Consider the following 22,864-nt stretch of genomic DNA (forward strand, 5'->3'; position numbering starts at 1 on the left):
CCTTTCGTCGCGCTTCTTTCTTATGTTGTTTTTGCATACTGTGGTGCAGAAAACGCCAGGTCTCAGGAGGCTGTCGCCACCTCGGTTTCCGCCTTCTTGCCAAATCCCAGGTAGGCCTGGATCACTTGCGGATCTCCCGCCAGTTTCGCGGACTCGCCCTGCATGGTGACCTTGCCCAGTTCCAGCACATAGCCATAGTCGGCCGTCTGCAAGGCCGCGCGCGCATTCTGTTCCACCAGCAGTACCGAGATGCCGGCCGTACGCAGTTCGGAAACGATATGCAGAATCTCCTTGACGATGCGCGGTGCCAGCCCGAGGCTGGGTTCATCCAGCATCAGCAGTGCCGGCTTGGCCATCATGGCGCGTCCGATGGCCAGCATCTGGCGCTCACCGCCCGAGAGCGTACCGGCCTGCTGGGTGCGGCGTTCCTTCAGTCGCGGGAACAGGTCGAAGACAGTGGCCAGTTGATCCAGTGGTTGAGCCTGTCGCAAGCGTACGCGGCGAAAGCCGCCCAGCAGCAGGTTGTCTTCCACGCTCATGGTGGAAAACAGTTCACGTCGCTCCGGCACCAGGGCGATACCGGCCATCACGCGTTGCTCCAGGCTCCAGCGTTGCACGGCCTGGCCCTGGTAATGCACCGCGCCTTGCGCGGGCATCACGCCCATGATGGCGTTGAGCAAGGTGGACTTGCCCGCACCATTGGGCCCGATCACGGTGGCAATGCTGCCGCGCTCCAGCCTGAGGTTGATGTCATGCAGGGCCTGCACCTTGCCATAGCTTGCGCGCAATTGCGCGACGTCGAGGACCAGTTCGCTCATTCGATTCCACCCAGGTAGGCTTCGATCACGGCGGGATGCCTTTGTATCTCTTGCGGTGTGCCTTCGGCGATCTTGGCGCCGAATTCCATCACCACGATGTGGTCGGTCAGTTCCATGACGAACTCCATGTCATGTTCCACCAGCAGGATGCTCATGCCGTCGGCGCGCAGTTCCTGCAACACCCGGGAAAGCGCCTGCTTTTCCAGATGGCGCAGGCCCGCCGCCGGTTCATCGAGCAACAGCAGCAGCGGATCGCAGCACAGGGCGCGTGCGATCTCCAGGATGCGTTGCTGCCCCAGCGCCAGGTTACCGGCCTGCTCGTGCATCAGATGCTGCAGGCCGACGCGATGCAGGGCGCGTGCGGCTTCGTCCAGCAGGGCCTTTTCCTCGGCGCGTTCCAGATGCAGCATGGCGTTGATCGTATTGCGCAGGAAGCCTTGCTGGCTGCGCATGTGCGCGCCCAGGGCAACGTTTTCCAGTACCGTCATGCCCGGCAACAGTCGTACGTGCTGGAAGGTACGGGCGATGCCGAGCCTGGCGATGGCGCGCGCGGGCTGTCCGGCGATGTCGCGGCCATTGAAGCTGACACGACCACCGCTGGCATGCAGCAGACCCGTGACCAGATTGAAGGTCGTGGACTTGCCTGCACCGTTGGGACCGATCAGGCCGACGATTTCGCCCGCCTTGACCTTGAAGGACACATCATTGACCGCCACCAGTCCGCCAAAGCGCTTGTTGATCTGGTCTACCTCCAGCAGCGGCGCACCGCGCGCCGGTCCGTTGCGCTTGTCCAGCGGGGCGGCGGCGGCCACGCGCAGCGCCAGGGGGGCGGGCGGGAAGGCGCGCAGCCACAGCGCGCGCACCCAGGGCCACAGGCCGCCGCGTGCATACTTCAGCAAAAGGATCAGGATCAGGCCAAAGACGATGCTCTCGTAACTGCCACCATCACCCAGCAGTGCCGGCAGCAGCACCTGCAACTGGTCCGACAGCAGCTTGAGTACCCCGGCACCCAGCAGCGCTCCCCAGACATGGGCGATGCCGCCGACCACCACGATGAACAGATACTCGATACCCATGGCCAGGCTGAAGGGAGACGGATTGACGGTACGCTGCATGTGCGCGAACAGCCACCCCGACACAGCAGCCAGCAGCGCGGCAAAGACGAAGATGAGGATCTTGTAGCGTCCCGTATCCACCCCCATGGCCTCGGCCATCGAGCGGCCCCCCTTGAGGGCGCGGATGGCGCGGCCCGCGCGTGAATCCAGCAGGTTCAGCGAGACCCAGGCCGCCGCCAGCACGATGGCCCAGGTCAGGTAGTACAGGTGCCGTTCCTTGGACAGGTCCAGCCCCGCCAGTTGCAGCGGGGGGATGCCGGAGATGCCGTCATACTTGCCCAGAAAATCCACCTTGCCGAACAGGAAGTACAGGCTGATCCCCCAGGCGATGGTGGCCAGCGGCAGGTAGTGACCGGACATGCGCAGCGTGATGCGCCCCAGCACATAGGCCGATACGCCGGTGATGAACAGACCCACCGGCAGTGTCAGCCAGGGTGAGATCCCGTGCGCCGTGGTCAGATAGGACGTGGTGTAGGCACCCATGCCGACGAAGGCTGCCTGGCCGAAGGAAGTCATGCCGCCGATACCGGTCAGCAGTACCAGGCCGATGGCCACCAGCGCGTACAGTCCGATGTAGTTGGCCTGGATCACCCAGAACTGCGGCGTGGGCAGGATGGGGAACAGCGCCAGTGCCACCAGCAGGGCGTAGAGAGGGAGTCGTTTGTTCATGCTCATTCCTCGTCCTCGTCATGCGCGGGCGTGACCAGCGAGCGCCACAGCAGGATGGGCAGCAGCGCCAGGAACACGATGACCTCCTTGAAATCACTGGCCCAGAAGGAACTGAAGGATTCCAGCAAGCCCACCAGCAGCGCGCCGCCTGCCGCCGCCGGGAAGCTCGCCAGCGCACCGATGGTGGCGGCGACGAAACCCTTCAGGCCGATCAGGAAACCCGAGTCATAAAAAATGGTGCTCATCGGACCGATCAAGACGCCCGACAGAGCACCGATAAACGCTGCGACGGCAAAGGACAATTTGCCGGCCAGCGTCGTGGAGATTCCCATGAGCCGCGCGCCCAGGCGGTTCACCGCCGTGGCACGCAGGGCCTTGCCATACAGCGTGTATCCGGAGAACAGCCACAGCGCCACCAGCAAGGCCGCCGCAGCCGCCACGACCACCACGGTCTGGGCGTTGAGGGTGAGCGCAGCGAGGTCCCAGCGTTCATCCCAGAAGGCCGGGGTGCGGAAGCCCTCGGCGCCGAAGAACACCAGCCCCAGCCCGGTCATGGCCAGGTGGATGCCGACCGAGACGATCAGCAGTTGCAGCACGCTGGCATCGGCCATCGATTCATAGACCACCTGGTACATCAGCGGTCCGAGTGCGGTAATGAGCAGCAATGTCAGCAGGACCTGCACCGGTAGTGAGAACTGATGGGGCGCTGCCCACCACACCAGGGCGGCAACGGCCAGCGGCACACCCAGGGTGCCGAGCAAGGCGCGCGGCAACAGGGCAAGCTGGCCGGCGCGCAGCAATGCCGCGCCCTGCATGGCGGCCGCGCAGACGGCCAGCACCAGCAGCAGCCACAGCGGGCCGGGACGCTGGCCCTGTTGCAGCATGGCCAGGGTGAGCGCGCCATAGGCGACGAATTCCCCCTGCGGAATGAAGAGGATGCGGGTGACCGTGAAGACCAGCACCAGTGCAATGGCGATCAAGCCATAGACGATGCCGTTGGTCAGGCCATCCAGGGTGAGGATGGCGGCAATGGAGGAGTCCATGTATCGGATGTGGAGCGAAAGACATCAGGCAGGAAGGTGACGGCGCAAGCTGGAGTCCTTGCGCCGCCGCGACGGCAGGGCAGTGCGGATTACGGATTGACCGCCTTCCAGTTGCCGTTCTGGATGGTCAGCATGATGCGCGCATCATCCCCCAGGCCGAAGTGATCCTTGGGCGAATAGTTCAGCGTACCCTGCGAGATCTGAATCGGCCCGGCGGTCTCCAGCGCTTCCTTCAAGGCGGCGCGGAAGGCAGGGGTGCCGGGTTTGGCCTTCTTCAACGCCATCGGCACGACCTTCTGCAACACCAGCTGCGCGTCATAGGTATGGGCCGCGAAGAGGTTGCGGGTACCGGCGCCGAACTGCTTCTCGTAGCGCGTGACGAAATCCATCGCCAGCTTCTTGGAGGGATTGCTGTCCGGCAGCGCCTCGGGCACCACGGCCGGCCCGGAGATGACGTAGGAACCTTCGACATCCTTGCCGCCCAGTCGGATCAGGTCGCGCGAGGCGGCGCTATGGGTCTGGAAGATCTTGCCCTTGTAGCCGCGCTCGATCAGGGCCTTGTGCGGCATGGCCGCGCCGCTGCCGGAGGCTACCACCAGCACCGCATCCGGATGGGAGCTGACCACCCGCAGGGCTTGTGCGGTCACGCTGGTGTCGGCGCGCGAGAAGCGCTCCACCGTGCCCATCTTCATGCCGGCGGCAGTGGCCAGACGCTGCATTTCCTTGAGCCAGTTTTCACCATAGGAATCCGAGTAGCCCAGGAAGCCGATGGTCTTGACGCCCATTTTCTTCATCTGCTCCACCACGCCCCCGGCCATGACAGCCGTCGATTGCGGCAGGCGGAAGGTCCAGGCGTCTTTTCCTTCAGCAGTCTCGATAGGCGAGATGGCCAGCTGCACCGTCTGCGATTCCAGCGCCACGTCGGCTACCGCCAGCGTGGGCGGCACGGCCGCCGAGCCGATCAGCAGGTCGACCTTGTCCTCGGCCACCAGGCGGCGCGCATTCTTGCTGGCTTGGGTCGGATCGGTGGCGTCGTCGAGGATGATCATCTTGACCTTCTCGCCGCCGATGGTCTCTGGCCACAGCGCAAAGCCGTTCTTGGCCGGGATGCCCAGACCCGAGCCGGGACCGGTCAGCGACATCACCACGCCAATGGTCAGTTCGGCATGGGCCAGCCCTGCACAGGCCAGCATTGCTGCCAGTACGCCTGTCTTGATTGCCAGTTTCGTGTTCATTTCCGTCTCCTTTGTATTTTTGGTTCGAATGCTCGATGTGGGCGGATGCGGCTTGTTACCGCGTCTCGCTTGCTGCCGTATTGCCTAACTGCACATCTCCCTGATATCTGCCGGAATGGGAATGGCCTTGATGCGCGTCGGATCGTCCGGATGGCGAGTGGCGAAGACGCGCACGTCGCGTCCTTCGCACAGCAGTTCGCCATCGCGTCTGATCTCGTGCTTCATCACGAAGGTCTTGTCATTCCATTCGACGATGGTGGAATGCACTTCGATGCGGTCGCCATAGGTGGCCGGGCGCACGAAGCGCGAACTGATGTCCACCACGGGCGTACCGATGATGCCGCGCGTCTTCTCGGTATCACGCCAGGGGGGCAGGCCGCATTCGTGAAAGAAGTTGCGCGAAGCCGCGTCATACCAGCGGAAGAAGTTGGGGAAATAGACGATGCCGGCCGGATCGCAGTCACCGAATTCCACGCGCACCGGATGAATGATGGTCTTGCTCATGGATGCTCCTCGATGCTCAACGCGGCGCCAGGCGCAGCGCGCCATCGAGCCGGATCACTTCGCCGTTGAGCGAAAGATTGGTGACGATATGCAGGGCCAGCTGCGCATATTCCTCCGCCTTGCCCAGACGCTTGGGGAAGGGGATGGAAGAGGCCAGCGATTGCTGTACCTCTTCCGGCAGCTTGTAGAGCAGGGGCGTGAGGAACAGGCCGGGCGCGATGGTCACCACGCGGATGCCGTGTTGCGCCAGATCACGCGCCAGTGGCAGGGTCATGGCGGTGATGCCGCCCTTGGAGGCGGCGTAACCCGCTTGTCCAACCTGACCGTCGAAGGCGGCTACCGAGGCGGTCGCAACGATCACGCCGCGCTCGCCCTCGGCCAGTGCTTCAGCCGCCGCCATGCGGGCAGCGGCCAGACGGATCACGTTGAAGGTGCCGATCAGGTTGACGTTGACGATGCGGCTGAAGTCTTCCAGCGGCATCGGGCTGCCATCCTTGCCGACCATGCGTTTGGCGCCACCGATGCCGGCGCAGTTGATGAGGATGCGCGCTGCCCCGTTGGCCTCTTGCGCGGCATCGAGGGCCGCTTCCACCGAGGCGCTGTCGGTGATGTCGCAGCGTACCGCGTGGCAACGCAGTTCATCGGCCAGGGCCCGGGCCGCATCCATGTTGACGTCCAGGATGCAGACGCGGGCGCCTGCCTGTACCAGTTGGCGCACGGTCTCGGCACCGAGTCCTGAGGCTCCGCCCGTCACCAGGGCGGCTTGTCCTTGCAGCTGCATGAAGAATGTCCTTCTCGAATGAACGGTTCAGTGGGAGGCCGACGGGTTTTCCAGCAGCAGGGCAATGCCCTGGCCGCCGCCGATGCAGGCCGAGGCCACGCAGTAGCGCGCGCCGCGGCGATTCATCTCGCGTGCCGCCGTGATCGACAGGCGCACCCCGGTCGCCGCCAGAGGATGGCCCAGGGCGATGGCGCCGCCGTTGACGTTGAGGCGCTCGCGGTCGATCCCCAGCTCACGTTCCACCGCCACGATCTGCGCGCCTTGCGCCTCGTTGATCTCGAAGCAGCCGATGTCGGCCACCGTCAGCCCGTTGCGTTCCAGCAGGGTGCGGATGGCCGGCACCGGGCCGATGCCCATGATCTCCGGTGGCACGCCCGCGACAGCGGCAGCGACCACGCGCGCCAGCGGCGCCTTGTCGTGGCGCCGGACGTAATCGCCCGAGGCCACGATGGTGGCCGCTGCCGCATCGACCAGTGCCGAGCTGTTGCCGCCGGTCTGTACGCCATCCGGATAGAGCGTGCGCAGCTTGGCCAGCACTTCCACCGGCGAGGGGCGTGGATGCGTATCGGCCGCTGCTTCGCTGACTTTGCCCTGCAGCTTGATGTGACGGTCGTTGTAGCCATCCAGGCGGAAGGTCTCGTTGACCACCGGCACGATCTCGCCCGCGTGGAAACCGGCGGCCTGCGCCTTGAGGGCGCGTTCGAAGGAATACGCGGCGTATTCATCGACCTCGGCGCGGGTGATGCCATACATCTTCGCCAGGTTTTCGGCGGTCTGGGGCATGGTGATGCCGGGGGCCGGATCCACCAGCGCTTCCCACATGTAGTCCTGGAATTCCACCGGCGCGCCCAACCTGAAGCCGCTGCGATGGCCGAAGGCCGCAATGGGATTGCGCGTCATCGATTCGCTGCCCACGATCAGCGCAGTCTCGGTATAGCCGCGTTCGATCTGGTCCCCGGCCTGGCGGATCAGTTCAAAACCGGTGCCGCAGATGCGCTGGACCATGATGGCCGGCGTGGTCACCGGCACCCCTGCATACAGGCCGATGTGACGTGGCAGCATGTACTGGTAGGCGTCACCGGGCGCCATGTTGCCGGCTACGACCGAGCCGATGTCGGTGGCGGCGATGCCGGTGCGGGCCAGTACCTCGCGCGCCACCTTGATGCCCATGTCGGTGGGCGAGAGCTGGCTGAAACTGGTGCAGTAATCCACCATGGGCGTACGCACGCCGCCGACGAGCCAGATGTCCTTGAAGCTGGAATAGAACGCTGCTTGTGCCATGTCTGTTGCTTTCTCAGTGAGCGGGGGAGAGCGCGGCCTGCGCGCTCAGCACGGCCGGATCGGTGCCGGCGTAGAGCGCCTCCACCAGCGCGGCGCGATGGGTCAGTACCGCGCGTTGGTTGATGGAACCCTTGTCGGTGATTTCGCCACGATCAAACGAGGGCGGATCGATCAGCACCAGCGCCCGGGTGACCCGGTTGGAGCTGCCGGTCGCATGGGTTTGCAAGCGATCCAGCATGCCCTGGAAGAAGGCGCGTACCGGCGCCGCATTGAGCACCTCAGCGCGCGAGGCCTCTGCCGGCAGATGCGCCAGCTGGCGGCAGCGTTCGATGTTGGGGACGATGAGCATGCCCACTTCGCTGCGGTCCTGACCGGTGATGACGGCATCCTGCAGGTAGGGGGCGCCTTCATGTGCGATCAGAGCGCGCAGCGGGCCCACGCTGACCCAGGTGCCGGTATAGAGCTTGAAGTCTTCGGCCACCCGGCCATCGAACATGAAGCCGCGATCCGGATGGGCCGGGTCCAGCCAGCGCACCGCATCGCCCGAGCGGAAGTAAGCCTCTTCATCGAAGGCTTCGGCGGTTTGCTCCGGGGCGCGCCAGTAACCGGGCGTGACGTTGGGGCCGCGATAGCGGATCTCGATCTTGTCGCCATTGGGAACCAGCTTGATTTCCATGCCCGGAGTGGGGATGCCGATCTGTCCGGCCTGCACTTCCAGGTCCGCCACGAAGAGTGCGGACGGGGAGGTCTCGGTCATGCCCAGGCCGCAGCACATCACGATGCGTTCGCCGCAGGTGGCTTCTGCCGTGGCGTGCAGCTTGTCCCACACGGGTTGTGCCAGCGCGGCACCGGCGTAGAACTGCATGCGCAGGCGACTGTAGAATTTTTCGCGCAGGACCTGGTCCTTCTCCAGAGCGTGGGCGATGCCTTCCCAACCGACCGGCACGTTGAAATACACGGTCGGAGAGATTTCATGCAGGTTGGCCAGGGTGGTGGCCAGGCCCTGCGGCGTAGGCTTGCCTTCGTCGATGTACATGGTGCCGCCGTTGTAGAGCACGATGCCTACGTTGTGATTGGCGCCGAAGGTGTGGTTCCAGGGCAGCCAGTCGATCAGGATGGGCGGCTCTTCGGCCAGGAAGGGGAAGGTCTGTACGATCATCTGCAGGTTGCTGCACATCATGCGCTGGGTATTGATGACCGCCTTGGGCATCTTGGTCGAGCCCGAGGTGAAGAGGAACTTGACGATGGTGTCCGGACCGGTGGCGGCATAGGCGCGCTCGACCTCATCACCGGCACGGGTGGCTTCCAGTTCCGCATACAGCGTGCATTGGCGACCGGCAGGCGGCGCCTCGGTCACCACGAATTCGATATCGGGGGCCACCGCATTGACGGCGGCGGCGAACTTCTCGCCATGTGATGCGAAGATCAGGCCGGGGGTGAGCAACTGCACCGCGTGGCGCAGCTTGGCGTAATCCCTGGACAGCAGCGAATAGGCCGAAGACACCGGCGCATAGGGGACGCCCGCATAGTGGCAACCCAGCACCAGCATGGCGTGTTCGAGGTCGTTTTCGGACAGGATCAGCAGCGGCCGTTCGGCCGACAGGCCGCGTTGCAGCAGTGCCTGGCCGATACGTCGTGCGCTTTGCAGCGCCTGCCCGTAACTGATGCGGCGCCATTGGCCATCTTTGTCGCGGCGTGCCATGTAGGTGCGGTCCGGATCGACCGTGGCCCAGTGGATCAGTCTGTCGGTCAGACGCGCCGGATAGGCTTCCAGCGGCTGACGGGTCTTGACCAGGGCGATGCCGTTGGCGCCCGGCACGACGTCAACGCCGCCGATGCCGAACCTGAAGCTGCGATAGCGAGGTGGAGTGTTCATACATGTCTCTGTTGTGTCACCCGTGCGGTCGTGGCCGGGCGGGTGTGTTGTTGTGGTCGTGCGCTGTATTACTGACTTGCTGGCCGCTGGTGTGGCTCTATGCCGGCACTGGTTGCCGTTGTTACCGCCGGTCGTGCTGCGGATCGTGCTGCGGGTATCAGGTCGGCTTGACCTTGTTCTGCTTGTGATCGAGAAAGGCCGCCAGACGTCCCTTGGTATCAGGATCGCTGCCAGCGACGGCGGCCATGAGCGACTCCGTCATCAGGCCGTCCTGGATGGACTGATCATGGATGCGCGGCAGCACGTGCATGATCCCGTAGTTGGTCATCGGTGCATTGCGGGCGATGCGTTCGGCCAGCTCACGCGCCTTGTCCAGTCCGGCGCCGGCGGCCACGCTGTATTGCGAGATACCGGCCTGGTGGCCCTCCTCGGCGGTCAGCACGCGGCCGGTGAGCATCATGTCGGCCATGCGCGCCACGCCGATCAGGCGCGAGATGCGCACCGAGCCGCCACCACCGACGAACAGACCACGCTGTCCTTCCGGCAGACCGTAGAAGGCGCTCGGTTCGGCCACGCGGATGTGCGCCGCCGATGCCAGTTCCAGTCCGCCACCAATGACCGCGCCATGCAGCACCGCGATCACGGGGACCCGGCCAAAGGCGATCTGCTCGAAGGCCGCATGCCACATGCGCGAGTGATGCAGGGATTCGGTGGTGTCGCGTTCGCGCAGTTCGGACAGGTCCAGGCCGGCGCAGAAGTGTTCACCGATGCCGTGGATGATGGCCACCTTCACGCCCTCCGGCAGATCCTGGAAACAGTCGCGGATGGCACGCACCAGCGGATCGTTGAGGGCGTTGCGTTTGGCGGCGCGGTTGAGCGCGATCTCGGCGATGGCGCCGTGAACTTGGATGTCGAGGAGGTCGCTGTGCTGGTTCATGCTGTCTCTGGTCATGCCGTGGTCGGCGTTTGAATTAGTTATAAGTTATAACGGTTATTCAGTATAAGTAAAGTGGAGGTAAACGCAAGTCCCATCAGCGTGTCGCCTTGTGCGAACAACGTAAAAGCGGGCGATTAACGAACGAAAAATGAAGGCATCATGCGGCATGGAATTGCTGCGCCGCGTCGCAATCATGAGGTGCTCATGACCGGGATGCCGCCAGGCAGCGTGCTTGCTGGAGGGGCAAAGAAAAACGCCGGTGTGCACTGCATCACCGGCGTTTCCTCGAAGCACGGACAGGCGTTTATTTGCCGGTGTCCTTCATGTTCTCGAACTTGTCGAATTCGACGTTGTAGAGTTCGTTGCCGACTTTCTCGACCTTGCGCACGTAGACGGTCTGCACGATATCGCGCGTGGCCGGATCGATGGCGATGGGGCCGCGCGGGCTGGTGAACTTCATGGTCTTGAGGATGGCCATGGCACGGTCGCCGTCGATCTTGCCGTTGAGTTTCCTGCTGACCTCGTAGATGGCGTTCATGCCGTCATAGGCGGCCACGGCCATGAAGTTGGGGCGGCCCGCACCGGGGTTGGCCGCCGCAAAGCTCTTGAGGAAAGCCTTGTTCTCGGGTGAATCATGTGCGGCCGAATAATGGAAGGTGGTGATCACGCCCAGGGTGCTATCGCCCATGGCGGGCAGTACGTGGTCGTCGGTCAGGTCGCCGGTGGCGATGACCTTGATGCCGGCTTCGGCCAGGCCGCGTTCACGATAGCCCTTCATGAAGGCGATGCCCTGTTCCCCGGCCGGGACGAAGATGAAGACTGCCTCCGGTTTGGCATCCTTGATGCGCTGGATGTAGGGCGCGAATTCCGGATTGCGCAGCGGCACGCGAATCGATTCGACCACCTGGCCACCGCCGCCCAGCAGATTCGTCTTGAACGCGGTCTCGGCATCGATGCCCGGCCCGTAATCGGCCACCAGCGTGACCACGCGCTTGATGCCGTTCTTCAACGCCCAGGTGGCCATGGGGCCCGAGACCTGCGGCAGGGTCATCGAAAAGCGTGTGATGTAGTTGGATTTGGTGGTGATGATGGAGGTGGCCGCGTTCATGATGATCATCGGTTTCTTGGCCTGCTCGGCAATGGGCGCCACCGCCAGGGCCTCCGGCGTGAGACCGAATCCGGCCAGGAAGTCCACCTTGTCGCGCACCACCAGTTCCTGCGCCAGGCGCTTGGCGATCTCGGGCGAAGGGCCGGTGGTGTCCTTGATGATGATCTGGATCTTCTTGCCTGCGACCTGGTCGCCATGCTGCGCCATGTAGGCTCTGATGCCGCCTTCCATCTGCTTGCCGTAGTCGGCGAAGGGACCGGAGAAGGCGGCGATCAGTCCGACCTTGATGGTTTCCTGGGCCTGCGCCAGCGATGCCAGCGCGGTGCTGGCGGCGGCCATGACGGCCAGCATTGCAAGTTTCTTGAACCTCATTTTTTCAGTCTCCTTTGTGATTGTGATGAGTGGCGATGTGCGGGCGGTTCTGCTGCCGTCCTCATTGTCGCATCGCCGGTCCGACTGTTGCAGACGGACGACGTATCGCTTTCCCTTCCTTGGCTCGCCTTGTTGACAAAGCGGAGGTGCCGACAATAGTATCGCACCATCCGTTCGGTAAACAAACTGATGTGCGGCTACCGAACGGAGAATAAAAGTTATAAAAAATAAGCAAAGAGACGCTTCTTTCTGCGATGCCCGCCTGGCGGCATCGAACAACTCGCATTCTTGAATGGACGCCGCAGGCGTCCTTGCAGCAAGCATGCCGATGGCACTGACCATGGGGGCAGGGGGCGGTTTTGCGTCCACGCTCCGGATCATTGCCGGGCGGCAGCAGCAATTCGCAACAGGTAGTCGCAGTAAACACCAGGGACTGACATCACTGGAAGTCACCTGGCCGGCGAGCAGCGAATCGTTGGCGTGTGCCTGGAGGAGGGTGCGCGCCGGCAGCGGACCGGCCATTCACCATTCAATGAAATCAGGAGGAGATGGCAATGACAAGAAAAATCACCCTGCGTGCAGTGGCTCTGGCCGCTGCCGCATGTGCGATGACTGCAGGTGTATCCGGCTCGGCCATGGCACAGAGTTCGGTAACGATTTACGGGATCATCGATACCGGCGTGGTCTATACCACCAATGCCAACGCCAATGGCAATTCGGTCTTCAAGATGCCATCGCTGACGGGCAGCTTCCCTTCGCGCATCGGTTTCCGCGGTACCGAAGACCTGGGCGGCGGACTGCAGGCGATGTTCGTGCTGGAAAGCGGCTTCGCACCCGATACCGGTGCCATGGGCCAGGGCAACCGCATCTTCGGTCGCCAGTCGTATGTGGGGCTCAAGGGGGGCTGGGGTCAGGTCATGCTGGGTCGGCAGATCAACATGACCTATATCTCGCAGCTCAAGACGGACGTGATGGGTCCCAACATCTTCGCCATCGGCAGCATTGATTCCTATCTGCCCAATGCCCGCAGCGACAACGCCATCGGTTACCTCGGCAGCTTCAGCGGCTTTACCGTCGGTGCGACCTACAGCTTCGGTCGCGACGCATCGGCCACCGGCGGTCCTGCCGCTACCAACTGTCCGGGCGAGGTGGCCGGCAACAGCAAGGCCTGCCGCCAGGTCACGGGTCTGCTGGGCTATGACGGCAAGGGCTGGGGGATGACCTCATCCTACGACATCCTCTATGGCAACACCGGCGCCTCCGGCGGCCTGACCAGCAGCAGCAACAGCGATCAGCGCATCACCCTGAACGGATACTTCATGCTCGGTGACGTCAAGGTCGGCGGCGGTGTGGTGGATCGCCGCACCCGTGCAGCGGCCAATACCAATACCGATTCCGATCTCTACTACCTGGGCGTGAGCTATCCGCTGACCACCACCCTGGTGCTGGATGCGCAGCTCTCGCGCCTGGCCGTCAAGAACAGCCCCAACGATGTCACCCTGTCGGTGGCGCGCCTGACCTACAACCTGTCCAAGCGCACCGCCCTCTATACCTCGCTAGGTTACATCAAGAACGGCGGTACCGCTGCCGTGGCCGTCGATGCCGGTGGCTCGGTGGGCGCGGGCAAGAACCAGTTGGGCGTGATGACAGGCATCCGTCACACCTTCTGATGGTGGCGGCAAACAGTGGCTAATAGCGGCAAGCAGTCTTGAGGAGGATGGCGTACCTGCAGTTGCGAAGGGTGCGCCGACATCCGCAGCATGGCAAAGGCAGGGTCTGTTTTTGTCTTCGGTCCGCCTCCCCGAATCGGGGAGTGCGGACCTGTTTTTTATGGCAACAGCACCGACAATTCCTGTGCGCCACGCAGCAGCACCGGCAGGATTTCCTCTTCCATCTGTGCGACCGAGACGCGCGCGGCCTGTGCCCCCACGTTCAGTGCCGCCAGTACGTTGCCGGAGGCCCCGCGCACCGGGACGGCAATCGAACGCAGGCCAACCTCGAGTTCTTCATCGATGACCGCGTAACCCTGTTCGCGCACGCCGGCCAGGATGTCGCGCAGACGCTTCTGCGACACCACCGTCTTGTCGGTCAGGGCCCGCAGCTTGACCTTCTCGAAGTAGGCTTTCAACTGCTCATCGGGCAGGTGTGCCAGCATGGCCCGGCCCAGCGAGGTGCAATAGGCCGGCAGGCGGCTGCCGGTATTGAGCGCCACCGACATCACGCGCGATGTCGCCGAGCGCGCGACGTAGAGCACTTCATTGTCATCGAGCACCGCCAGCGAGCAGGATTCGCCCAGGGTACGGCTGATGTTGTTCAGGTGGGGCTGTGCAGAAACGGTCAGCGGAGTGGAAGACAGATAGGAGTATCCCAACGTCAGGATCTTGGGTCGCAGCGAGAAGTTGTTGACGTCCGAATCGGCATAGCCGAGTTGCTTCAGGGTATGCAGGCAGCGCCGTACGGCAGCACGCGGGATACCGGTCTTCTGGCTGATCTGGGCGATGGTCAGGCTGCGGCGCGAATCACTGAAGGCGCGGATGACCGCCAGGCCGCGCGCCAGCGAGGTCATGAAGCTGGGATCGGTGAGCGCGTCGATTTCCTCGGCGATGGTCAGCTCGCGTTCGGTCTCGGCAGCGCCGCCGGAGGCCTCGGCTTGCCTGGCCTTGCCGCGGCCTTTGGCGACGGGGGCGGACTTCGGTGCCTTGCTGTCCTTGGTGGCAGGGACGCTCTTGGCAACGGTTTTGCGGGTCTTGGCAGCGGGTGCGGTGGACATGGGCGCGAATGGGCTCTCTGGTCGGATGGTCAGGACGGATCGTCGGTGCGGCCGCCCGGCGTTGCCGCCGTGCAGGAGTGCGTCGGAATTTTAACGTTTTGTGCGGCAAGCGAACACATCCTGCTGGTTTTTCTTGACGTCCGTCAAGCCGGATCGCTAAACTCTTTTTGTGCGAAAATCAAACATTAGTTCGGTGATCGAACATTGCGGTGCAAAAAACGTCACGCAGCTGACCGCGCCGCCATGCCCGTCCACACCGGCAGAGACGAGTCCCAACCCGCCTGGTCGCACCGCAAGCAAACGTGTGGCAAGGCATCCAGCCGGCGCAGTTGCAGGCGCCGCATCTATAGTGAGAGCAACGTGATCAATAAAATTTCTGACTCCCTGGAGCAGGCGGTGGCCGACATCCATGATGGCGCCACCATCATGATCGGCGGCTTCGGCAATGCCGGCATGCCCTCGGCCCTGATCGATGCGCTCATCGCCCAGGGCGCGCGCGACCTGACCATCGTCAACAACAATGCCGGCAATGGCGATACGGGCCTGGCCGCATTGCTCAAGACCAAGCGCGTCAGGAAGATCATCTGTTCCTTCCCGCGCCAGACCGATTCCCACGTCTTCGATGCGCTCTACCGCGCCGGTGAAATCGAGCTGGAACTGACCCCGCAAGGCAACCTGGCCGAGCGCATTCGTGCCGCAGGTGCCGGCATCGGCGGTTTCTTCAGTCCGACCGGTTACGGCACCATGCTGGCCGAAGGCAAGGAAACCCGTCTCATCGATGGCAAGCACTACGTGCTGGAGTCGCCCATTCACGCCGACTTCGCGCTCATCAAGGCGCTGCGCGGCGACCGCTGGGGTAACCTGGTATATCGCAAGACCGCGCGCAACTTCGGTCCCATCATGGCCATGGCCGCCAAGGTCACCATCGCGCAAGTCACCGAGGTGGTGGAACTGGGCCAGCTCGATCCGGAAAACATCATCACGCCCGGCATCTTCGTGCAACGGATCGTGCAAACCAAGGAGGCACAGCAATGAAGCGCTTTACCCGTGAAGAGATCGCCGCCCGCGTGGCGCAGGACATCCCCGAGGGCGCCTACGTGAACCTGGGCATCGGCCTGCCCACCAAGGTGGCCAACTATCTGCCGGCTGACAAGGAAATTTTCTTGCACAGCGAAAACGGCGTGCTGGGCATGGGCCCGGCCCCGGCCCCCGGTGAGGAAGACGAAGACCTCATCAATGCCGGCAAGCAGCCGGTGACGCTGCTGACCGGCGGTTCCTATTTTCATCACGCCGATTCGTTCTCGATGATGCGCGGCGGTCATCTCGACATCTGTGTGCTGGGCGCCTTCCAGGTCTCGGCCAAGGGTGACCTGGCCAACTGGCACACCGGCGCGCCCGATGCCATCCCCGCCGTGGGCGGTGCGATGGACCTGGCCATCGGTGCCAAGCAGGTGTTCGTGATGATGGACCACCAGACCAAGACCGGCGAGAGCAAGCTGGTGGAGGCCTGCTCCTATCCGCTGACCGGCATCGCTTGCGTCAACCGCATCTACACCGACCTGGCCGTCATCGACGTGACCCCGCAAGGACTGCAGGTGCGCGAGATCGTCGAAGGTCTTTCGTTCGCGCAATTGCAAGAGATGACAGGCGCACCGCTGCATCCGGCGGCCTGATCCGGCCCAATCCATCGTTGATATCGCTGTGAGGAAGACATGAAAGACGTATTGATCTGTGACGCCATTCGCACCCCCATCGGCCGCTACGGTGGCGCGCTCAAGGACGTGCGTGTCGACGACCTCGGGGCCGTGCCGCTGCGCGCACTGATGGAGCGCAACCCGCAGGTGGACTGGAAGGCTGTCGATGATGTCATCTATGGCTGCGCCAACCAGGCTGGTGAAGACAACCGCAACGTGGCGCGCATGTCGCTGCTGCTGGCGGGTCTGCCGCAGGAAGTGCCGGGCAGCACCATCAACCGCCTGTGCGGCTCCGGCATGGATGCGCTGGGCACGGCCGCGCGCGCCATCAAGTCTGGCGAGACGCAGCTGATGATCGCCGGTGGCGTCGAGTCGATGACCCGTGCTCCTTTCGTGATGGGCAAGGCCGATAGTGCCTTCTCGCGTCAGGCTGCCATCCAGGACACCACCATCGGCTGGCGTTTCGTCAATGCGCTGATGAAGCAGAAATACGGCGTCGATGCCATGCCCGAGACGGCCGAGAATGTGGCCGTCGACTTCAAGGTCAGCCGCGAAGACCAGGACCGGTTTGCCGTGCGCAGCCAGGCCAAGGCTGCTGCGGCCCAGGCCAATGGCAACCTGGCTCAGGAAATCGTGCCGGTGGTGATCCCGCAGAAGAAGGGCGACCCCATCACCGTGAGCCAGGATGAACATCCCCGTGCCACCAGCATGGAAGCGCTGGCTCGCCTGAAGGGCGTGGTCAGGCCCGATGGTAGCGTTACCGCCGGCAATGCCTCGGGCGTCAACGATGGTGCCTGCGCGCTCTTGCTGGCCAGTGCTGACGCTGTCGAGAAATACCAGCTCAAGCCGCGCGCACGCATCCTCGGCATGGCCACGGCCGGGGTGGCGCCGCGCATCATGGGCATGGGCCCGGCGCCGGCCAGCAAGAAAGTGCTGGCGCAACTGGGCATGAGTATCGATCAGATGGACGTGATCGAACTCAACGAAGCCTTCGCCTCGCAGGGGCTGGCCGTGTTGCGCGAGCTGGGCGTGGCCGATGACGATGAGCGCGTCAATCCGAACGGCGGCGCCATTGCGCTGGGCCATCCGCTGGGCATGAGCGGTGCGCGTCTGGTGACCACGGCGATGTACCAGCTGGAGCGCACCGGCGGCCGCTATGCGCTGTGCACCATGTGCATCGGCGTGGGGCAGGGTATCGCGATGGTGATCGAGCGCGTGTGATGAGTTCATGAAGATCGCAAGGGTCTTCGTGAAAATTGATCAAGCATGAGTTGAGGCAGGCGCAGCACAATAGAAAAAAATTCATATTGATTTCCGAGCGGTCACCCATCAAAGAGCCGCAGGACAGAAGGAGACAAATCGCATCATGTATCTGCATCATGACTGTGCGCCGCGTCCTGCTGCGCGCGCCCGTTCCGGTCAGGGAGGTATGCCATGCTAGGCAACTTCCTCGGCGTACTCTTTGACGGCATTGCCTACGGCAGCCTTCTGTTTCTCATCAGCGTGGGCCTGTCGGTGACGATGGGCATGATGAACTTCATCAACCTGGCGCACGGTGCCTTTGCCATGCTGGGTGGCTATGTCTGCGTGACGCTGCTCAACGGCATCGGCGTTCCCTTCCTCGCGACCCTGCCGCTGGCCTTCATCGCTGCGGCGGCGGTGGGACTGGTCCTTGAGCGCTCCCTCTATCGTCGTCTCTACAAGGCCAGCCATCTGGATCAGGTGCTGTTTTCCATCGGCCTGACCTTCATGGCCGTGGCCGCTGCCACCTGGCAGTGGGGGCCGACCCAGCAACCGGTCGTGCTGCCGGACTGGCTGCGCGGTCAGGTCTCGCTGCTGGGACTGGACGTCGGTGCCTATCGTGTCTTCCTCATCGGTGTGGTGGTGCTGGTGACCATTGCGCTGGGCCTGTTGATCGAGCGTACCCGCTTCGGTGCGCAGATTCGTGCCGCGGTCGATAACCAGGTTGCAGCAGCCGGACTGGGCATCAACGTCAGCCGTGTCTTCAGCCTGACCTTCGCGCTCGGTTCGGGCCTGGCCGGACTCGGTGGCGGGTTGGGCATCGACGTGCTGGGACTGGATCCGACTTTCCCGGTCAAGTACATGGTCTATTTCCTGCTGGTGGTGGCCGTCGGTGGTGCCGGCACCATCAAGGGCCCGTTGCTGGCCGCGCTGCTCCTGGGCGTGTTCGACGTCGCCGGCAAATACTACGTGCCGGAGACCGGCGCCTTCGTCATCTACGGCCTGATGGTGGTGTTGCTGATCCTGTTCCCGGCCGGCCTGATGCGGAGGCGCGGATGAGCAGCCTGAATACGACAAGCCGGTCCACGACGAAACCTGTACTGCATCTGCCCAATGACCGCTGGACGCCCTTGGAGCTGATCTTCTGGCTCTTGCCGGTGGCGGCCTATTTCCTCTTCCCGGATTATCTGGTGCTGATCAGCCAGATCATGATTGTGGGTCTGTTCGCCGTCTCGCTGGACCTGATCCTGGGCTATGCCGGCATCGTCTCGCTGGGGCATGCGGCTTTCTTCGGCCTCGGTGCCTACACTGCCGGCCTGCTGGCCGTGCATGGCTGGGGCGAGCCTATCACCGGACTGCTGCTGGCCGCCATCGTGGCAGCCGTTGCCGGATTCCTGGTGAGTTTCCTGGTCGTGCGCGGGACGGACCTCACCCGCCTCATGGTGACGCTGGGCATCGGACTGATGCTCTTCGAGGCGGCCAACAAGGCAGCCTTCATCACGGGCGGCGTGGATGGTCTGTCCGGCATGGTGATGGGCAAGATCTTCGGGGTCTTCGAATTCGATCTCAACGGCCGCGTCGCCTTTTGCTACAGCTTCGCGGTGCTGTTGTTGCTGTTCGTGGTCTTGCGACGCTTGGTGAGTTCGCCCTTCGGCCTGGGCTTGCGGGGTATCCGCGAAGGAGGTCGCCGCATGCCGGCCATCGGGGCCGACGTCAATCGCCGGCTGGTGGTGATCTTCACCATCGCCGCTGCGGTTGCCGGGGTGGCCGGTGCCTTGCTGGCCCAGACCACGCAGTTTGTCGGGCTCGATGTGCTGGGCTTCCCGCGTTCGGCCGAGTTGCTCATCATCCTGGTGCTGGGCGGCACCGGTCGGCTCTATGGTGCACTGGTGGGCGCGCTGGTCTACATGCTGGCGCAGGACACCCTCTCCGGACTCGATCCGGCCTACTGGCAGTTCTGGATCGGCCTGCTGCTGATCGTCATCGTTCTCTTCGCACGCGGTGGTCTGTTGGGTGGACTGGCCGTGCTGCGTGACAAGTTCTTCAAGGGAGGGCGCGCATGAGCTCGCATCCGGCCGATACCACCTTGCGCACCGAAGCGCTGAGCAAGCGCTGGGGCAGCTTCGTGGCCAACAGCGACATCTCGCTGACCTTCACGCCCGGCGCGCGCCACGCCTTGATCGGCCCCAATGGCGCAGGCAAGACCACCTTCATCAACTTGCTCACGGGTGGCTTTGCACCCAGCAGTGGCAAGGTATGGTTCGGTGGCGAGGACATTACCGCGCTGGCCCAGCACGAGCGCGTCAAGCGCGGCATGACGCGTACCTTCCAGATCAATACGCTCTTTGCCGGACTGACCGTACTGGAGTCGGTGGTGCTGGCGATCCAGGAGAGGCGCGGCCTGCAATACAAGTGGTACCAGACCGTGGCCCGTCAGACCGACGTGGTGGACGAAGCCATGGCACTGCTGGCGTCGCTCAAGCTGGCGCAGGAGGCCAACAGCATCACGCGCAGCCTGGCCTACGGCAAGCAGCGGCTGGTGGAAATTGCGCTGGCGCTGGCCACGCAACCCAAGGTGCTGTTGCTGGATGAACCTGCCGCAGGCATTCCGTCGGCGGAAAGCCGCGAATTGTTTGAAGTGATTGCGCAACTGCCCCGCGAGGTGACGATCGTCTTCATCGAACACGATATGGGACTGGTGTTCCGCTTTGCCGAACGCATCACCGTACTGGTCGGCGGCAAGGTGCTGGTGGAAGGCACACCGGCCGAGATTGCGGCGGATCAGCGCGTCAAGGAAGTCTATCTGGGGGAGGCCGAACATGCCTGAACTGCTGGCACTGGACAAGGTGAGCGCCGGTTATGGCGATTCCATCGTCCTGGAGGAGGTGTCCTTCTCCATGCAGGAAGGTGAGAGCCTGGCCCTGCTGGGGCGCAATGGCGTGGGCAAGACCAGTCTGTTGATTACCCTGATGGGACTGACTCGCCTGCATGGCGGCAGCATCCACTGGCGCGGCAGCAACATCGCCCGCGTGCCGACCCACAAGCGCGCGCATGCCGGGCTGGGCTGGGTACCGCAGGAGCGTTTCATGTTTCCTTCGCTGTCGGTGGAGGAACACCTGACGGTGGTGGAGCGTGGCGGAAAATGGAACTTGCAGAAGATTTATTCGATTTTTCCCCGCCTGCATGAGCGCCGCCACAACATGGGCAATCAGCTCTCCGGTGGCGAGCAGCAGATGCTGGCCATTGCGCGCGCCCTGATGGTCAGTCCCAGCATCCTCTTGCTGGATGAACCGATGGAAGGGCTGGCGCCCATCATCGTGCAGGAACTGTTGAAGGTGATCCGCCGCCTGGTCAGCGACGAAGGGATGTCGGTGATCGTGGTGGAGCAGCATGCACGCATGGCGCTGTCGCTGACGCAACGGGCCATCGTGCTTGATCGTGGCCGCATCGTGCATGCCTCGGATAGCCAAAGCCTGCTGGACGATGGCGAAAAATTGGATCGACTGGTAGCGGTCGCCTGAGGCTCAGTCCTCCTGGCAATCCTGGTCGCGCAAGCGTGCCAGCGGTGCGCGGCTTTGTGGATTGTTCTCGTGCACCAGCTTGTCCAGCAGCCGCATGAACTGCTCCTGCTCGGCGTCATCAAGGGGCGCCAGGATGCGCTTGCGCAGGCGCTGCAGGCCGGGGATCAGTTCTTCCAGCAGGGCTTCGCCCGCTTGCGTGATGCGCAATGCGCGCTGGCGGCGGTTGTGCGGAATGACTTCCCGCACCAGCAAGCCCTTTTCTTCGAGGCGGGCGCAGACCGTGGCGCCGGTGGAGGTGTCGATGGCGACCAGCCCCGACAGGCTCACCTGGTCTATGCCGGGATGATTCGACAGCATGCGCAGGATGGCGTATTGCACCGGGGTAATGATGCCGCCGGTTTCATCATGGAAGATCGATACCGAAATCTGCTGCGCGCGCCGCAACAGGTGGCCGGGGTGCTCGTAGAGATCGATGAGCTGGCTTTCGTCCTTGGGCGGTGTGGTCTCTGGCATGGCGGATTCGCTCAGGTTCGGTCAGGCAATGGATGAGCTGCAATCAGTATGCAGCGATGCGGCAGTGTAAGGTCCGCGACGTTTTCCCTCAATCAATTGATGCGATGCGCAATGAAAAAAGTCCGCCGGCGCGTTTACTTGCGCAGCGGATTGGCGGATACTTTTCCTAACATTCAGTGTACTGAATATTAAATCAGAAAAATGCGAGACCCGACAGGATCTGGATCAAGCCACCTGCGGAAAAGAACAAGTTGGAGCAGTCCATCAAGGAGGGCACTGGCCGCGCGAGGCCGGTGCCGGTTGAGGAATTTACCCAAGGAGACCGTCATGTTCCCCAAGAATGCCTGGTACGTTGCCTGTACCCCCGACGAAATCGAAAGCAAGCCCCTGGGCCGTCAGATCTGTGGCGAGAAGATCGTGTTCTATCGTGGTGCCGAGGGCAAGGTGGCCGCCGTCGAGGATTTCTGTCCGCATCGTGGTGCGCCCCTGTCTCTGGGTTTCGTGCGCGATGGACAGCTGGTTTGCGGGTATCACGGTCTGGAGATGGGCTGTGACGGCCACACCCGCAGCATGCCCGGTCAGCGCGTGCGTGGTTTCCCTTGTATCCGCAGCTTCCCGGTGGTGGAGCGCTACGGTTTCATCTGGGTCTGGCCGGGTGAGAAGGAGCAGGCCGATCCGGCGCAGATCCATCACCTGGAGTGGGCCGAGAACCCTGAATGGGCCTATGGTGGCGGTTTGTATCACATCAACTGCGACTACCGTCTGATGATCGACAATCTGATGGACCTCACCCACGAGACCTACGTGCACGCCTCCAGCATCGGCCAGAAGGAGATTGATGAAGCCCCGGTCAACACGCGCGTGGAGGGTGAGCAGGTCATCACCAGTCGCTTCATGGAAAACATCATGCCGCCGCCGTTCTGGCGCATGGCCCTGCGAGGCAACGGGCTGGCCGACGACGTCCCGGTGGACCGCTGGCAGATCTGCCGCTTTTCGCCGCCCAGTCACGTGATGATCGAAGTGGGCGTGGCGCATGCCGGGCAGGGTGGTTACGAAGCTGCGCCGGAGCACAAGGCGTCGTCCATCGTGGTGGATTTCATCACGCCCGAGACCGAGACTTCGCACTGGTATTTCTGGGGCATGGCGCGCCACTTCCGTCCCGAGGACAAGGAGCTCACCGACACCATCCGCGAGGGCCAGGGCAAGATCTTCGGTGAGGACCGTGCGATGCTGGAGCTGCAGCAGGCCAATCTGCTCAAGTATCCGGAGCGTCGGCTGCTGGCGCTGAACATCGATGCCGGTGGCGTGCAGTCGCGCAAGGTGCTGGACAAGTGGCTGGCGCGCGAAGCCGATGCCGGCAAGGCTGCTGCAGCCTGAGGGGGGAT

21 protein-coding genes are annotated in these 22,864 nt (G+C 63.3%); 9 read left to right on the plus strand and 12 right to left on the minus strand.

Going from position 1 to position 22,864, the window contains the following annotated elements; all coding sequences use genetic code 11:
* Positions 1 to 62: 62 nt before the first annotated feature.
* The 10 genes from HWE01_RS14190 to HWE01_RS14235 all read right to left on the minus strand — a co-directional run bounded on the left by HWE01_RS14190 (position 63) and on the right by HWE01_RS14235 (position 11,739).
* Positions 63 to 818, minus strand: a complete 756-nt coding sequence (locus HWE01_RS14190) for an ABC transporter ATP-binding protein (protein WP_008332226.1) — start codon at positions 816 to 818, stop codon at positions 63 to 65.
* Positions 815 to 2,608, minus strand: a complete 1,794-nt coding sequence (locus tag HWE01_RS14195) for a branched-chain amino acid ABC transporter ATP-binding protein/permease (RefSeq protein ID WP_241822153.1) — start codon at positions 2,606 to 2,608, stop codon at positions 815 to 817. Before HWE01_RS14195 ends, HWE01_RS14190 begins: the two co-directional genes overlap by 4 nt.
* Positions 2,605 to 3,645 carry a branched-chain amino acid ABC transporter permease gene (locus HWE01_RS14200; protein WP_241822154.1) on the minus strand — a complete coding sequence of 347 codons (1,041 nt, stop codon included), beginning with the start codon at positions 3,643 to 3,645 and terminating at the stop codon, positions 2,605 to 2,607. Before HWE01_RS14200 ends, HWE01_RS14195 begins: the two co-directional genes overlap by 4 nt.
* 89 nt (positions 3,646 to 3,734) lie before the next feature.
* Positions 3,735 to 4,880 carry an ABC transporter substrate-binding protein gene (locus HWE01_RS14205; protein ID WP_175344778.1) on the minus strand — a complete coding sequence of 382 codons (1,146 nt, stop codon included), beginning with the start codon at positions 4,878 to 4,880 and terminating at the stop codon, positions 3,735 to 3,737.
* Between the two features lie 84 nt (positions 4,881 to 4,964).
* Positions 4,965 to 5,384 (minus strand): acyl-CoA thioesterase, encoded by a 420-nt coding sequence (locus tag HWE01_RS14210; RefSeq protein ID WP_008332216.1) that lies wholly within the window; start codon positions 5,382 to 5,384, stop codon positions 4,965 to 4,967.
* Between the two features lie 16 nt (positions 5,385 to 5,400).
* Positions 5,401 to 6,165, minus strand: coding sequence for an SDR family NAD(P)-dependent oxidoreductase (locus HWE01_RS14215; RefSeq protein ID WP_008332214.1), 765 nt, complete (start codon positions 6,163 to 6,165; stop codon positions 5,401 to 5,403).
* 27 nt (positions 6,166 to 6,192) lie between these two features.
* Complete coding sequence (locus HWE01_RS14220) at positions 6,193 to 7,446, minus strand: thiolase family protein (protein WP_241822155.1); 1,254 nt, start codon at positions 7,444 to 7,446, stop codon at positions 6,193 to 6,195.
* Positions 7,447 to 7,459: 13 nt separating this feature from the next.
* The gene (locus tag HWE01_RS14225; protein WP_008332212.1) at positions 7,460 to 9,322 is read right to left on the minus strand and encodes a feruloyl-CoA synthase; all 1,863 of its coding nucleotides are present in this window, start codon (positions 9,320 to 9,322) and stop codon (positions 7,460 to 7,462) included.
* Positions 9,323 to 9,479: 157 nt separating this feature from the next.
* Complete coding sequence (locus HWE01_RS14230; RefSeq protein WP_008332210.1) at positions 9,480 to 10,259, minus strand: crotonase/enoyl-CoA hydratase family protein; 780 nt, start codon at positions 10,257 to 10,259, stop codon at positions 9,480 to 9,482.
* Between the two features lie 304 nt (positions 10,260 to 10,563).
* Positions 10,564 to 11,739, minus strand: a complete 1,176-nt coding sequence (locus HWE01_RS14235; protein WP_008332209.1) for an ABC transporter substrate-binding protein — start codon at positions 11,737 to 11,739, stop codon at positions 10,564 to 10,566.
* A 554-nt stretch (positions 11,740 to 12,293) separates the two neighbouring features.
* Between HWE01_RS14235 and HWE01_RS14240 the strand changes: the two genes are divergently transcribed.
* The gene (locus HWE01_RS14240; protein WP_034351027.1) at positions 12,294 to 13,409 is read left to right on the plus strand and encodes a porin; all 1,116 of its coding nucleotides are present in this window, start codon (positions 12,294 to 12,296) and stop codon (positions 13,407 to 13,409) included.
* A gap of 158 nt (positions 13,410 to 13,567) precedes the next feature.
* Here the strand turns inward: HWE01_RS14240 and HWE01_RS14245 are convergent, their stop codons facing one another.
* Complete coding sequence (locus HWE01_RS14245; RefSeq protein ID WP_241822156.1) at positions 13,568 to 14,509, minus strand: IclR family transcriptional regulator domain-containing protein; 942 nt, start codon at positions 14,507 to 14,509, stop codon at positions 13,568 to 13,570.
* A gap of 360 nt (positions 14,510 to 14,869) precedes the next feature.
* Here HWE01_RS14245 and HWE01_RS14250 point away from each other — a divergent pair, with 360 nt between their 5' ends.
* The 7 genes from HWE01_RS14250 to HWE01_RS14280 all read left to right on the plus strand — a co-directional run bounded on the left by HWE01_RS14250 (position 14,870) and on the right by HWE01_RS14280 (position 20,966).
* Positions 14,870 to 15,544, plus strand: coding sequence for a 3-oxoacid CoA-transferase subunit A (locus HWE01_RS14250; RefSeq protein ID WP_008332201.1), 675 nt, complete (start codon positions 14,870 to 14,872; stop codon positions 15,542 to 15,544).
* The gene (locus HWE01_RS14255) at positions 15,541 to 16,182 is read left to right on the plus strand and encodes a CoA transferase subunit B (protein ID WP_008332199.1); all 642 of its coding nucleotides are present in this window, start codon (positions 15,541 to 15,543) and stop codon (positions 16,180 to 16,182) included. Before HWE01_RS14250 ends, HWE01_RS14255 begins: the two co-directional genes overlap by 4 nt.
* Before the next feature lie 39 nt (positions 16,183 to 16,221).
* Positions 16,222 to 17,424, plus strand: coding sequence for a 3-oxoadipyl-CoA thiolase (pcaF, locus tag HWE01_RS14260; protein WP_241822157.1), 1,203 nt, complete (start codon positions 16,222 to 16,224; stop codon positions 17,422 to 17,424).
* A 213-nt stretch (positions 17,425 to 17,637) separates the two neighbouring features.
* Complete coding sequence (locus HWE01_RS14265) at positions 17,638 to 18,504, plus strand: branched-chain amino acid ABC transporter permease (protein WP_008332196.1); 867 nt, start codon at positions 17,638 to 17,640, stop codon at positions 18,502 to 18,504.
* Positions 18,501 to 19,508, plus strand: a complete 1,008-nt coding sequence (locus tag HWE01_RS14270) for a branched-chain amino acid ABC transporter permease (RefSeq protein ID WP_008332182.1) — start codon at positions 18,501 to 18,503, stop codon at positions 19,506 to 19,508. Before HWE01_RS14265 ends, HWE01_RS14270 begins: the two co-directional genes overlap by 4 nt.
* Positions 19,505 to 20,272 (plus strand): ABC transporter ATP-binding protein, encoded by a 768-nt coding sequence (locus HWE01_RS14275; protein WP_008332180.1) that lies wholly within the window; start codon positions 19,505 to 19,507, stop codon positions 20,270 to 20,272. The genes HWE01_RS14270 and HWE01_RS14275 overlap by 4 nt, the downstream gene beginning before the upstream one ends.
* On the plus strand, positions 20,265 to 20,966 hold the full coding sequence (locus HWE01_RS14280) for an ABC transporter ATP-binding protein (RefSeq protein ID WP_008332179.1): 702 nt from the start codon (positions 20,265 to 20,267) through the stop codon (positions 20,964 to 20,966). Before HWE01_RS14275 ends, HWE01_RS14280 begins: the two co-directional genes overlap by 8 nt.
* Before the next feature lie 3 nt (positions 20,967 to 20,969).
* On the opposite strand, the gene HWE01_RS14285 is transcribed toward HWE01_RS14280, so the two are convergent.
* A complete protein-coding gene (locus HWE01_RS14285) occupies positions 20,970 to 21,479 on the minus strand; it encodes a MarR family winged helix-turn-helix transcriptional regulator (RefSeq protein WP_175344771.1) in 510 nt (169 codons plus the stop codon).
* Between the two features lie 327 nt (positions 21,480 to 21,806).
* Between HWE01_RS14285 and HWE01_RS14290 the strand changes: the two genes are divergently transcribed.
* On the plus strand, positions 21,807 to 22,856 hold the full coding sequence (locus HWE01_RS14290) for an aromatic ring-hydroxylating dioxygenase subunit alpha (protein ID WP_241822158.1): 1,050 nt from the start codon (positions 21,807 to 21,809) through the stop codon (positions 22,854 to 22,856).
* The last annotated feature ends 8 nt before the right edge of the window (positions 22,857 to 22,864 follow it).

This window comes from Herbaspirillum sp. C7C8, assembly GCF_022627875.1.
Classification (GTDB): Bacteria; Pseudomonadota; Gammaproteobacteria; order Burkholderiales; family Burkholderiaceae_D; genus Herbaspirillum.